General features: G+C 62.6%; 11 protein-coding genes. 3 read left to right on the forward strand and 8 right to left on the reverse strand.

Annotated features, from left to right (window positions below):
* Positions 1–22 precede the first annotated feature (22 nt).
* The 8 genes from B149_RS17860 to B149_RS0106210 form a co-directional block, all read right to left on the reverse strand.
* Positions 23–676, reverse strand: a complete 654-nt coding sequence (locus B149_RS17860; RefSeq protein ID WP_018124308.1) for a class I SAM-dependent methyltransferase — start codon at positions 674–676, stop codon at positions 23–25.
* 44 nt (positions 677–720) lie between these two features.
* Entirely contained in the window at positions 721–3,597 is a 2,877-nt protein-coding gene (locus B149_RS0106180) for a DEAD/DEAH box helicase (RefSeq protein WP_018124309.1), read from the reverse strand.
* Between the two features lie 11 nt (positions 3,598–3,608).
* Positions 3,609–4,760, reverse strand: coding sequence for an ATP-grasp domain-containing protein (locus B149_RS0106185; protein ID WP_018124310.1), 1,152 nt, complete (start codon positions 4,758–4,760; stop codon positions 3,609–3,611).
* A complete protein-coding gene (locus B149_RS0106190; protein WP_018124311.1) occupies positions 4,757–6,136 on the reverse strand; it encodes a sigma-54-dependent transcriptional regulator in 1,380 nt (459 codons plus the stop codon). Before B149_RS0106190 ends, B149_RS0106185 begins: the two co-directional genes overlap by 4 nt.
* Positions 6,137–6,190: 54 nt before the next feature.
* Positions 6,191–7,831: an AMP-binding protein gene (locus B149_RS0106195; protein ID WP_018124312.1), complete on the reverse strand. Its 1,641-nt coding sequence runs from the start codon at positions 7,829–7,831 to the stop codon at positions 6,191–6,193.
* 96 nt (positions 7,832–7,927) lie between these two features.
* Positions 7,928–8,482: a helix-turn-helix domain-containing protein gene (locus B149_RS0106200; RefSeq protein WP_018124313.1), complete on the reverse strand. Its 555-nt coding sequence runs from the start codon at positions 8,480–8,482 to the stop codon at positions 7,928–7,930.
* Positions 8,483–8,652: 170 nt separating this feature from the next.
* Positions 8,653–10,302, reverse strand: a complete 1,650-nt coding sequence (locus B149_RS0106205) for an AMP-binding protein (RefSeq protein WP_018124314.1) — start codon at positions 10,300–10,302, stop codon at positions 8,653–8,655.
* Positions 10,303–10,316: 14 nt separating this feature from the next.
* Complete coding sequence (locus B149_RS0106210; RefSeq protein ID WP_018124315.1) at positions 10,317–10,880, reverse strand: helix-turn-helix domain-containing protein; 564 nt, start codon at positions 10,878–10,880, stop codon at positions 10,317–10,319.
* A 235-nt stretch (positions 10,881–11,115) separates the two neighbouring features.
* Here B149_RS0106210 and B149_RS0106215 point away from each other — a divergent pair, with 235 nt between their 5' ends.
* The 3 genes from B149_RS0106215 to B149_RS0106225 are packed head-to-tail and all read left to right on the forward strand — an operon-like array spanning position 11,116 to position 13,359.
* Positions 11,116–11,922: a tetratricopeptide repeat protein gene (locus B149_RS0106215; protein WP_018124316.1), complete on the forward strand. Its 807-nt coding sequence runs from the start codon at positions 11,116–11,118 to the stop codon at positions 11,920–11,922.
* The gene (locus B149_RS0106220; RefSeq protein WP_245533198.1) at positions 11,915–12,577 is read left to right on the forward strand and encodes an ABC transporter ATP-binding protein; all 663 of its coding nucleotides are present in this window, start codon (positions 11,915–11,917) and stop codon (positions 12,575–12,577) included. Before B149_RS0106215 ends, B149_RS0106220 begins: the two co-directional genes overlap by 8 nt.
* Positions 12,574–13,359 carry an ABC transporter permease gene (locus B149_RS0106225; RefSeq protein WP_018124318.1) on the forward strand — a complete coding sequence of 262 codons (786 nt, stop codon included), beginning with the start codon at positions 12,574–12,576 and terminating at the stop codon, positions 13,357–13,359. Before B149_RS0106220 ends, B149_RS0106225 begins: the two co-directional genes overlap by 4 nt.
* Positions 13,360–13,375 lie beyond the last annotated feature (16 nt).

A 13,375-nucleotide genomic window follows, 5' to 3' on the forward strand; every position in this document is an offset into this window, starting at 1 on the left:
GGTTGCGAAAAAGGGGTGTGATTCAGGGCACGAGCACGTTCAGGCGCAGGGTGTCCGTCATGCCCAGCGGGGAGTCGTTGCCTTTCTGGCCGAGAAAGTCGCGCATTGCCCTTCGTTGGGATTCGTTGTCCTTGACGCCGTAATACCCAAAGGCATAGTCGGCCACATCCTCGAAGTCCTTGAATGTCCAGTCGGTTTCAAAGTGTTCGGTTGCGATGCAGTGGTCCTTCCTGCCTGCAAGCGTGCCCAGCGCGCGCTCAAGCCGATGGTTCTCGTTTTCGAAAATGTTGCAGAGCCGCTGGATTTCGCTCTCGGCGCAAGGTTCCAGTACCAGAATCCTTCCTCCGGGCCGAAGCAGCCTGCAGGCTTCTGCGAGCGCATGGTCCGAATCCGGGTGGTGATGCAGTGAGAGTGTGAAAAGGACGATGTCGAAAGAGGCGTCCGCGAAGGGCGCATCCATGCCGGAACCGCAAAGAATGTGGGTTTTTCTCAAGATGCGCGAGGCGTCGCCAGCAGCGATTTCATCGGGTTCGATACCCACCGTGAGGGCGGGAATTGGCTCATACATGGCGGTGACACGACCGCCGCCGCAGCCGATCTCCAGCACGCGGGCTTGTTCGAAAGCGGCGTGGCGCAGGAGCATGGCCAGTGTTTTGCGTTCCTGATCCTGAATCATGAAGGAACCTTACAGGGGCTGTTGCATAATGGCAAATCGGGCCGCTACCACTGGACCGGCAGCTTGACCTTCTGGCCCGCCTTGTTGGTGAAGAAGACGTGCCCGTGCTCGCGGCCGAAGAGGTACAGGTCGCGCGTCACCGCCACGTCCTGCCGACAGTATTCGGTGATCAGGTCGAGCCTGCCTTCCTGCCACCACTTGAGGGCCTGAAGCCCGTCCGCAGACTTGGCGGCGTCGAGGGTGGCCTGTGCCGCGTTGTCCAGTTTGATGGCGTAGCCGAGCCGGTTCCTGATGTCCGCGCACAGGTCCAGCGAAGGCAGCTGCCGGAAGCGGAACGGGTGCAGCCCGCCCAGCACGGCGTAGTCGAACTTGATGTGGTTGTAGCCGATGACCAGATCGAACTTGCGCAGATGCTCCACCAGTTCGCCCATCTGGTGCTGCTCGTAGTCGAAAATCCTGTCGTGCTTCTGGTCGTAGAGACAGGCGATGGAGACGCCCATGCGGTCGGCACGGCCCCAGCCGCCCACCTCCTGGGCGGAAAAGCGGGTTTCAATGTCCAGCACGCCGTAGCGCTTGGGCGCGGGTGTTTCGGAAACGGTCTCGCCGACTTCGATCTCCCGCAGCTGCACCGAGTCGGGGTCGCCGCTGCGGATTGCTTCAAGGGTGAAGATGGCCGCGCTTTTGTCGATGGGGCGGTTGCCCGATCCGCACTTGGGCGAATGGACGCAGGATGGGCAGCCCAGATCGCAGGGACAGTCGCGAACTGCCTTGAGAGTGGTCTCCACCAGCTCATCTGCCTTGTGGAACGCCTGACGCGTCAGTCCGGCACCGCCGGGAACGCCGTCGTAGACGAAGACTGCCGCACCTCCGGCCTGCTCGTGATACGGCGTGGAGATGCCGCCGAGGTCGTTGCGGTCAGTCATGACCAGAAGGGGCATGATGCCGATTGCCGCGTGCTCGAAAGCGTGGATGCCGCCCATGAAGTGGCGGTAATCCTCCTCGCAGCGACGCCGGATTTCCTCGGGGATGTCGAACCAGATGCCCTCGGTGGTGAAGACGCTCGGCGGCGCGTCCAGCGGGATGACGCCCATGAGCTTGCTGCCGCGCACGCTGCGCTTCTCGTAGCCCGTGACCTGTTCGGTGACGCGCAGCTTGCCAAGAAAGACCCGCGTACCGAAGCAGACGCGCTGGTCGAGCACTTCGAGGATTTCGGTGGATTTCTCCCGTCGCACGCGGGTGTAGTAGCCGACCTTGCGCTTGAGGGCGCGCACCGTGCCGTGGGCGTCATCCACTTCCTGAATGACGTAGGTATTGCCGCGATGCAGATACACCGCGCCCGGATGCGTTTCCAGCCATGCGCGGTGGTTGTCGGTGGTGCCGATGACCGGCGCCTTTTCCGCACCGCGCGTGATGTCCTCGATGTGCAGCGTCTTGCCGGAGCTGCGCAGGTCCACCTCGCGGTGCGGGCGCTTGCGGCTGGTGACGATACCGGCCGGGAGTCCCGGCGCGTCCGGCTCCGCCTCAAAGAGCGCGCCCTGTTCGATCATGGTCTCCACGCGCTCCAGCACCTGCGGCTCGGCGAGGAATTCGTCGCTACGATACAGGCTGAGTTCTGCGGCGGCGCAGACCAGATGCCGGTCCATCACCGCAGGGTTGAACGGATTGAGCATGACGGATTCGGGCGGACGGGAGAAGAAATCGTCGGGGTGGCGCATGAAATACTGGTCCAGCGCGTCCTCCTGCGCCACGAGGCAGACGGCGGAGTCCTGCCGGGCGCGCCCCACGCGTCCGCCGCGTTGCTGGGTGGCCATGACCGTGCCCGGGTAGCCCACGAGGATGCACAGGTCGAGCCCGCCGATGTCGATGCCAAGCTCCAGGGCGCTGGTGGAGATCACGGCCAGCAGGTCGCCCTCTGCCATGCGGTGCTCGATGTCACGCCGTTCCTCGGGCAGAAATCCGGCGCGGTATGCGGAGATGCGGTCGCGATACTTGCCGGAGCGTTCCGCGCACCACAGGGAGATGAGCTCCGTGAGTTTGCGTGACTGGCAGTAGACGATGGTTCGCATCTCGCGGGCCAGCGCGGCCTGCAAGAGTTGGATGGCGGATTGGGAGGGGCCTGCCTCGGGGTTGAGGAAGACCATGTGCCGCTGGCCGGTTGGTGCGCCGGATTCGCGGATTTCCTTGACGTCCAGCCCGGTGAGCATGGTGCACAGTTCGGCCGGGTTGCCAACGGTGGCGGAGCAGAAGATGAACGTCGGGTTGGAGCCGTAATGGCGGCACAGCCGGATGAGCCGTCGAAAGACCATGGCCATGTGCGAGCCGAGCACGCCGCGATAGGTGTGAACCTCGTCCACCACAATGTGCGTCAGGTTGCCGAGCAGCTCGGCCCAAGAATCGTGATGCGGCAGCACGGAGAGGTGCAGCATCTCCGGGTTGGTCAGCAGGGCGTTTGGCGGACTGGTGCGGATTTTCTTGCGGAAATGCGGAGTGGTGTCGCCGTCGTAGGTGGCGGCGGTGGGCCGCCGATGCTCGGGCATGTACGTGGCCAGGTCATTGAAATTCTTGAGCTGATCCTGCGCCAGCGCCTTGAGCGGGAACAGGAAGATGGACCGCGAGTCGGGATCGCGCAGCACCTGTTCCAGAATGGGCAGGGTGTAGGTCAGGGTCTTGCCGCTTGCCGTGGGTGTCGCCACCACCACATGCCTGCCCGCGCGGATATGATCGTGCGCCTGCACCTGATGCGAATACAGGTCGTCGATGCCCATCCGGCCGAGCGCGTCCACGATGGGCCGGGGCCACGGTTCGCGCGGCTTTTCAAAGTGCGCATCACCGCCCGGAAGGACGCGGTGGTGCGCCACCTGGTGGCCCAGCCGCTCGGAGTCGAGCAGGGCGCTGACGTATTCCTGAACCGGCGACTGCATGGCTGCGCAGTCTACAGCAACAGCTTGCGGAAGTCTTCCCTGAGGATGTTGAACAGCTCGGGCACGTTGGCGTTGGCGGTCTGGGAGAAGGCCAGCGCGAAGACTGGATATTTTTTCCAGTCGATGTCCCGCAGTTCCAGCACCTTGTCGAACAGCGCGGCAAAGGCGTCGTGATCGTAGCCTGTCATGGCCTTGCGGTCCACGTCCTCGGGCACGTCACCGATGGTCATGGCGGTGGTCACGCCCGCGCGGGTCTCCAGCAGCCGGGGCCAGTCCGGGCGCTGGTTGGTGAAGTAGAACTCGTACGGGTCGAAACCCCATGCGTGCCGGGTGATGTCCGCCACGCACCAGCCGGCGAAGCGCAGCGGGTTGGCCTCGATGGGCAGCATGGAATTCTTTTTGCGCCGGAACTCCACATGCGCCGGAAAGTTGCGGAAACCGCAGGTCTTGCCGAGCTGGGCCGTGAACTCCGTCACCGGGCCGAGCATACGGTGCATCACTTCGTCGGACGTGTAGTAGAGGCGGTCGCTCACGTCGTCGTCCGAGCCGAAGGGGTGGTGCAGAATGTTGATGATCACGGGCCAGCCGCCGTCGTCCCAGTAGACGTCAACGGCGTACTCCTCGCCGCCTGCGGCCTCTTCAACAATGTAGGTGCCCGCATTGACAACTTCCGACGGGTATTGGTCGTTCAGCCGGTCCTGCTCGCGCAGAATGGCTTCCTTCACCTCGGGCCAGTCGTCATCATCTTCCACGCGGTGTACGCCGAGGCTGAAGAAGCCGCGTGCAGGCTTGATGATGAACGGCAACGGCATGCTGGAGGGATCGAAGTCGTCCAGCTCGTCCACGTCGAGGCGGGTGTACTGATAGTCGGGGTACATGTCCGCGATGGTGTCGCGGAACAGCGCCTTGTCCTTGCAGGTCTCGATCATCTCCGCCACCGGGCTGTCGCCCAGCTCGCGCATGATGAGGTCGAGGCTGTTTTCGGAGTTGGCGTAGATGCGAGAGGTTCGCGCCTCCGGGAAGAAGGAGGATTTGGGCGTGAAACGCAGGTCGGCGTCGCCCGCCATGGCGCGGGCCTGCGCGGTGTCGAGCACCGGCAGGTTCTGACGCGACGCGCTGCATTTCAGAAAATTCGAGACGTAGGGCTTGTCCAGTATGATCATTTACTCTTGCCTGCCAGGCCGTATTTTTTCAGTTTATACTGCAGGTTGGATTTGGACAGGCCGAGCATCTCGGCTGCCTTGACCTGCACGAAGTCGGCCCGGACGAGGGCGCGCCTTACCAGAGCACCCTCTATCTTGTCCATGGTTTCGGCAAGGTTCAATCGCGCGGGAAGCAGGTCCACGGCGCTCTTGAACTGGGACTCCTCGTCCTTGATCTCCGGGGGCAGGTCATCGGCCTCGATGATATCGCCGCGCGCCAGAACCGTGCACCGTTCCACCACATTTTCGAGCTGACGCACGTTGCCGGGCCATTCGTAAGCGGTGAGATAGTCCATGGCCGAGCCGGAGAATCCGGAAAACTCGATCTGGTTTTCCTTGGAATATTTGTCGAGAAAATGCTGGGCCAGAAACGGGATGTCCTCGCGGCGCTCCCGAAGCGGCGGCAGGAAAAGGGAGACTACGTTCAGGCGGTAGAAGAGGTCCTCGCGGAACTCGCCCTTGGTCACGGCCTCCTGAAGGTTCTTGTTGGTGGCGGCCACCACACGCACGTCCACATCAATGGTCTCGGCACCACCCACGCGCTCGATCTGATGCTCCTGCAGCACGCGCAACAGCTTGACCTGCACCTCCTGGCTCAGTTCGCCGATCTCGTCGAGGAACAGGGTGCCGCCGGAAGCCTGCTCGAAGCGGCCCTTACGCATGGAGGTGGCCCCGGTGAAGGAGCCTTTCTCATGTCCGAACAGCTCGGACTCCAGAACGCCGGCGTTGAGCGCCATGCAGTTCACGGAGACGAACGGCTTGTCCGCACGCGGGCTGGACTCGTGGATGGCGCGGGCGATGAGCTCCTTGCCCGTGCCGGACTCGCCCTGAATGAGCACGGTGCTCTTGCTCGGCGCGGCGCGGTGCACCATCTCCAACACCTGCTGCATACCCCGGCCGCGGGCGATGATGTTGCCCGAGCCGAAGCGTTCCTTGATCTGCTGGCGCAGGCGGACGTTCTCCTGCTGGGTGCGTGCGTAGGACGCGGCCTTGGACAGGGTGAGCAGCAGCTCTTCATTGGCAAAGGGCTTGGTGATGTAGTCGAAGGCGCCGATGCGCATGGCCTCCACCGCCGACTCGATGGAGCCGAACGCGGTCATGATGATCACCGGAATGTGCGGATAGCGCTTCTTGACGTGCTCCAGCACGTCCTGTCCCGTGAGCTTGGGCATCTTCATGTCCGTGAGCACCACGTCCACCTCGGAGTCTTCGAGGTAGGCCAGACCCGTTTCCGGGTCCGAGAGCGCGGTCACGGAGTAGCCCTCGTCTTCGAGCAGGCTTTCCAGGATCAGAAGGTAGTTCTTCTCGTCGTCGAGGATGAGAATGTTGTCGGCCATGCTTGCCTCCGCGGTTTTCCCGGGACCGGATCGCTCCGGTCCCGGGTGACGCCGCTACTGATATTTCTTCAGATCCGCCTCGCGGATCTCCTTGCGCTTGATCTTGCCCGAGATGGTCTTGGGCAGGTCCTTAACATATTCCACGATGCGTGGATACTTGTACGGTGCGGTCACGGACTTCACGTGAGCCTGAATGCTCTTGGTCAGCTCATCCGAACCCTCGAAGCCCTTGGCGAGCACCACGGTGGCCTTGACCGCCATGCCCCGGACCGGATCGGGAACGCCGGTGACGGCGGCCTCCACCACGGCCTCATGGGTGATGAGCGCGGATTCCACCTCAAAGGGGCCGATGCGGTAGCCGGAGCTCTTGATGAGGTCGTCGGTGCGGCCCATGAACCACATGAAGCCGTCCTCGTCCTCCCATGCCTTGTCGCCGGTGTGGTACCAGCCGTCGAATTTCACCGAGGCGGTCTTTTCTGGCTCGTCCATGTAGCTGTCGAACAGGCCGAGTACCGGTTTGTCAATGCGGATGCAGATTTCGCCTTCTTCGCCGCGCGGCACGGGTGCGCCGGTCTCGTCGAGCAAAGCGATCTCCCAGCCGGGAACCGGACGGCCGATGGAGCCGGGCTTGGGTTCCATGAACTTGAAGGTGGCGATTTGCAGGGTGGTCTCGGTCTGGCCGTATCCTTCATAGATGGGCAGGCCGGTGGCCTCCTTCCAGTTGTGGAATACGGACTCGTTGAGCAGTTCGCCCGCAGTGGTGCAGTGGCGCAGCTCGGAGAGATCCCAGCCGCTCAGGTCCTCGCGCACGAGGAAACGGTAGACCGTGGGCGGCGCGCAGAAGGTGGTGATCTTGTTCTCGCTCAGGATGTCCAACAGGTCCGAAGGTTCGAACTTGCCGCGAAAGTCCCAGACGAAAACGGCGGCCCCGGCCATCCACTGGCCGTAGAACTTGCCCCAGACCGATTTGGCCCAGCCGGTGTCGGACAGGGTCAGGTGCAGGTCGCCGGGTTCGAGGTCGTGCCAGTGCGCGCCGGTGGTGAAGTGGCTCACCGGATAGTCGAAGCGGTGCAGGACCATCTTGGGCAGCCCGGTGGTGCCGGAGCTGAAGAAGATGACCATGGGATCGTCTCCGCCGGGCGCATCCTCGGTACGCGGGAAGTCCGGCGTGCCCTCGGTGACGACCTTGCCGAAGGATTCCCATCCGTCGGCGGGCTGGCCGTCGAGCTGCAGCAGCAGGTTCAGGTCCGGACATTCGTCCCGAGCGGCCTCCACGCGGTCGGCCACGGTGTCCTCGCAGATCACGCAGGAAATGTTCGCGTAATTGACGCGGGTGACGATGTCTTTGGTGGTCAGCAGCGAGGGGGAGGGGATGGGCAGCGCGCCTATGCGGTGCAGGGCGAGCATGGTGGTCCAGTACTCCACGCGGCGGTAAAGGATGATCATGACCCGGTCGCCCCTTTTCACGCCGCGTTTGACCAGCGCGTCCGCCAGCCGCATGGACTGGTCGCGGAAAAAGGCGAAATCGTATTCGGTGCGGTTGCCCGCGTCGTCCACGTGCACCAGCGCGGTGCGCGTCGGGTCGGCCTCGGCGGTCTTGTCGAGGAAGTCGTAGGAAAAGTTGAAGTTCTCGGGCGCTTCGAGCGTGTAGTTTTCGCAGAAGTCCCTGTAGTCGGCGTATTCGTTCTTATTCATCGTTTCTCTCCGTGATTCCGTAGGGTTGACTCATTGTCGGGTCGCAGTCGTACCAATGGTTGCGGGGCTTGGTGCGGGCGGACCTAGCGGCCAGCCCTATAGAATCACGTCGAGGAAAACGGCGTCGGCGTCGTCGAGTCCACGCAGGGCGTGCGGGGATTCGGAGTTGAAGTACAGGCTGTCGCCCGGTTCCAGCGCGATGGACTCGCCGTTGATGCGAATTTCAAGGCGTCCTTCGAGCATGTAGATGAACTCCTGCCCCTTGTGGCTGACTTCGTTCATCTCGGCTTCGGACTTGGGCGGCACGCGGATGTGGAAGGGTTCCATTTCGCGGCCCACGAACTTGTAGCCGAGGCTCTTGTAGTCGTAGTCCTCGCGCCGGTCCACTGCGAAGCCCTCTCCCTTGCGGACCACCGCATAGGATTTGAGGTGCGGTTCGCGGCCGGAGATCAGGGTGGTCAGATCCACCTTGCACAGCCGGGACACGTCGAGCATGTAGCCCACCGGGATTTCCTCGGTGCCGGATTCGAAGCGCGTGACGTCGCCTTCGCTTCTGCCGAGCTTCTCGGCCATTTCGCCGACGGTCCAGCCCATGTCGTCGCGCAGGCCCGAGAGTCTCGCGGCGATCTCCTTGTATTGCTGTTCGGCCATGGTCGCTCCTTTTGAGCGGTTCGGGTTCCTGTGCCGGGCCATGTGGCCCGGATGCCGTTGCCGTGAAACGCCGCCCCGGAGGGTCCCGGGGCGGCGGTATCGTCTCTTTTCAAATGCGGGCCGGACGCTGGGTGCGCTTTTCTGCGCGCGTGCCGGAGCGGTCCCGCGGGCTATGCATCGGGGAACAGGTCCCCGGCGATTTCCCTGAGTTTGTATTTCTGGATCTTGCCGCTGGCTGTCATGGGATATTCGTCCACGAAGGCCACGTACCGGGGCGTCTTGTACCGCGCGATCTTGCCGCGGCAGTAGTCCTTGACGTCCTCCGGCTGCATGTCGGCGTTTTCCTGCAGGATGATGAACGCTCCCACCTCTTCGCCGAAACGTTCGCTCGGAACGCCAGCCACCTGAACGTCCTGCACGCCCGGCATGGTGTACAGGAATTCCTCGATCTCGCGCGGGTAGATGTTCTCCCCGCCGCGGATGATCATGTCCTTGAGGCGGCCGGTGATGGACAGGAAGCCGTCTTCGTCCATGACGCCGAGGTCGCCGGAGTGCAGCCAGCCATCCTGATCAATGGTCTCTTCCGTGGCCTTTTCATTATTGTAGTAGCCGCGCATGACGTTGTAGCCCCGGCAGCAGACCTCGCCCTGCACCCCGGCCGGACATTTCCCGCCGGTCTCGGGGTCCACGATGCTGACCTCGATCTCGGGCATGGAGCGGCCCACGGTCTCGGTCATCTGGCGCATGGTGTCGCCGATGCGGGTCTGGGTCATGACGGGGCTGGTCTCGGTCAGGCCGTAGCAGATGGTGATTTCGCTCATGTTCATGCGGTCGATCACCTGCTTCATGACTTCAACCGGGCAGGGGGAGCCGGCCATGATGCCGGTGCGCAGCGAGGAGTAGTCGAACTTGTCGAATATCTTGTGCTGCAGGATGGCGATGAACATGGTGGGCACGCCGTAAAGGGCGGTACACTTTTCCTGCTCCACGGCCACCATGACCTGCAAGGGATCGAAGTCTTCGAGGATGACCATGGTCACCCCGTGGTTCACGCAGGCCAGCACGCCAAGAACACAGCCGAAGCAGTGGAACAGAGGCACGGTCAGGCACAGCCTGTCCTCGGCGGAATAGTTCATGTTCGCGCCGATCCAGTAGCCGTTGTTGCCGATGTTGTAGTGCGTGAGCTGCACGCCCTTGGGGAAGCCCGTGGTTCCCGAGGTGTACTGCATGTTGACCACGTCGTGCGGGTCAAGCGACTCCTGCCGTTCGAAGTACTCCTCGTCGGAGACCACGGCGGACATGCCGATGACCTCGGGGATGTTGTACATGCCCCGGTGCTTCTCAAGGCCGAGATAGAAGACGCGCTTGAGGTGCGGGAAGCGGTTGGTGCTGAGCCTGCCGCGTTCCTGCGAGCGCAGTTCGGGGATGAGCTCGTAGGTGGTGGAGAGGTAGTCGTGGTCGCGGTACTGCCCGATGATGAACAGGTTCTCGCACTCCGAGTTCTGGAGCAGGTACTCCAGCTCGTGGGTGCGGTAGTGCGTGTTCACGGTCAGCAGCACGGCGCCGATCTTGGCCGTGGCGAACTGAAGCGCCACCCAGTAGGGCACGTTGTTGGCCCAGACGGCGACCTTTTCGCCCTTTTTCACGCCGAGTGCCATCAGGCCCTTGGCGAGGTCGTCCACCAGTTCGCCGAACTCTTTCCACGTCAGGCGGAACTCGCGGTCCACGTAGACCACGGCCTCCTGATCGGGATACTGCTCGACGGTCTCGTCCAGAATCTGGCCGAGCGTTATTTCGCGAAGCGGTTGTTCTCGATGCATTGCTGCTCCTTCGGCTATTCGGGGAAATAGAGCACGGCGTATATCTCGACCTTTTCATCGCCGTGGGCCGAGACGTTGTGCGGCACTATGGAGTTGAAATAGATGCTGTCACCGGGACCGAGCACGGATTCCTCCTTGCCGTAGGTCACGGAGAGCTGTCCGGAGTGGACGATGATGAACTCTTCGCCCTCGTGGGAGGACAGGGTCTTGTCCTCGCCGGATTCCGGAAGTATTTCAACGAAGAACGGCTCCATGTGGCGGTCGCTCTTTCCCTTTCCGAGGGAGTAGTACTTGAATTCGGCCACGTCCTTGTGGCGGTGCATGGTCAGCTCTTCCTCGCGCTCGTCCAGACGGACCACCAGCGGGTCGCGGCTGACTTGGTCGTCGAGGAAGGTGCCCAGCCGCACGCCGAGGGCGCGGGCGATCTTGAGTAGCGGTCCTAGGGAGGGGTACATGTCGTCGCTTTCAACGGCCTTGAGGAACTCGGCTTCGAGTCCCGTGCGTTCGGCAAGCTCATCAACGCTGATGTCCTGCTTTTCCCTGAACGACTTGATACGGTCGCCAATCTTGCTATCCATGTACGGATCCTCCTTTTCCACCGGGCCCCGCCCGGTGACCGGCACCTGCCGGCGTTTATCAGTGAAACCTCTACCGTAAGCAGGGCGTTTACCCGAATCCGTGGCAAAAGTCACGAGGGGGCAACCCCTCTTGCCGGGGACGAATTGTTACTTTACCATGCTTGAACGGGCGGTCGGATTGCGTATAATCCGACCCTGCAAGACCGCACTTCACGGCATACTCAGGAGAGCACCAGTGGGCAGGGAAAACGTTGCCGGCGATGACGCCGCGAGCATGGAAGCGACATCCGAAAACGGTGGTCAGCGCATGATCTCCGGCCTCTTCTCCACGCAGAACGTGGAGAAGGTGGGCACGGGCACCACCTCGCGTAAAACCATCAGCAAGATGTACTGGTACGCCATCGAGCGCCCCGACGGCGAGACGGTGGAAGTGCAGCCGCTCAACAAGCACAACATCCCTTCCGGCCCCAAGACGGAGGTGCCCAAGGAAGACTTTCTCGAACGGTTCAGCCCGGAGCCGGAATATTATCAGAAGGAAGTCTACCCCTGCATGCGCGAGCTGGACGCCACGCTGGAGCGCGCCGAGCAGCAGCGCAAGGACGGCGCACTCTACAGCGCGCAGTTCGAGTACGAGCAGGCGCTGGACATCGACGAGGACAACGTGCGCGCCAACTTCGGCCTCGGCCTGACCTACATGGAACGCGGCGACACCAACAGGGCCAACGACATATTCAAGCGCCTCGTCACCCTCGATGCCGCCTTCTCGCCGGAGCACAAGCATCTGTTCAACGAGTTCGGCATCAACCTCAGGAAATCCAAACTCTACGATCAGGCCGTGGACTATTACACCCGCGCCGTGGAAATGACGGATTCCGATGAGAACCTGCACTACAATATGGCCCGTGCCTTTTTCGAAAAAGGGCAGGCCGAGGAATGCAAGGACCAGCTCCAGCAGGCGTTGCTCATCAATCCCGACCACGAGGAAGCTGCCAAATTTCTTGACTTCATAGAGAAGCGCATGGAGGCCGCACAGGGTGCCTAGCGTGATCCGGCTGGAGGACGTCTCGTTCGCCTATCCCGGCGGGCGTCCCGTGCTGGATCATGCCGAGCTGTCCATCCCGCAGGGCGCGTACGTGGTGGTCCGCGGTCCGTCCGGGGCAGGGAAATCCACCCTGTTGCGCCTGCTCTGCCGCCTTGAGGAACCCGAATTCGGACGCATCCTTTTCCGCGAGACCCCGTATCCCGACATGAAGCCAACCGCATTGCGCCGCTCCGTGGCCTATGTGCATCAGACCCCGAACATGGTTCCGGGGACGGTGCGCGAGAATCTGCTGCTGCCTTACGGGTTCCGGGCCAATGCCGACATCCCGGTGCCGGACGGCGAGAGCCTGCGTTCCATGCTGGATTCCCTGCTCCTGGACGATATTTCACTGGACGCAGAAGCATCGGGCCTGTCCGTGGGGCAGGCGCAGCGCCTCTGCCTTGCCCGTACCCTGATGACCGTGCCGGACGTGCTTTTGCTGGACGAGCCCACGGCGTCGCTGGATGCGGACAGCGCGGAGGTGGTGTATGAGGTGATCGAACGATTCTTCAGTTCTGATCGAACGGTAATCACGATTTCCCACTCCGAGCGCGAGCCTGCGCAAACCACCCATCGGCTGACCATCGCCGAAGGGCGCACGGAGCTTTCGTCATGAGCACGCAGGTCATCGACATCGGGCTGTGGCAACTGGCCCTGTGCCTCGTATTCGTGCTCACGGCCGGGGCCGCGTCCCTGTGGTACCGCCTCGGACTGGGGAAGGATCTGCTGGTGGGGACCGTGCGGGCCGTGGCCCAGCTCTTTGCCATGGGCTACGTGCTCAAATTCGTGTTCGCGCTGGACATGGCCGGGCCGGTCATCGGCCTGTTCCTGATCATGACCGCCACCGCCGCGCATCTGGTGCGGGGGAGGGTGAAGGGATATGCCGTGCCCGTGGCCATCCCGACCTTCCTGTCCATGTTCATCTCCTATGGACTGGTCTCGTTTCTGGTGGTGGGTGTCATCGTGGGCGCAAAGCCATGGTGGACGCCGCAGTATTTCATACCGCTGGCGGGCATGATCGTGGGTAACTCCATGTCCGCCATTGCCCTGTCGTTGGAACGCATGTTCTCCGAGCTCAAGGCGCGCCGGCAGGTCATCGAGATGCAGTTGTGCCTCGGGGCCACTCCGTACGAGGCGTCGCGCGGCATCATGGCCGATGCCATTCGCGCCGGGATGATCCCGTCCATCAACTCGCTCATGGGGGTTGGGCTGGTCTTCCTGCCGGGCATGATGACCGGACAAATCCTTGCGGGCGCGGATCCGCTGGTGTCCATCCGCTATCAGATTGTGGTCATGCTCATGCTGGTGGCAGCCACGGCCATCGGTTCCGTGCTGGTGACGCGTCTTGTCTTCAGGCGGTGCTTCAGCGCCTCGGGCCGTCCCGTGCTGCGCGGATGAGGGGGCGCACGCTTCC

This window comes from Desulfovibrio oxyclinae DSM 11498 (genome assembly GCF_000375485.1).
Lineage (GTDB): Bacteria > Desulfobacterota > Desulfovibrionia > Desulfovibrionales > Desulfovibrionaceae > Pseudodesulfovibrio > Pseudodesulfovibrio oxyclinae.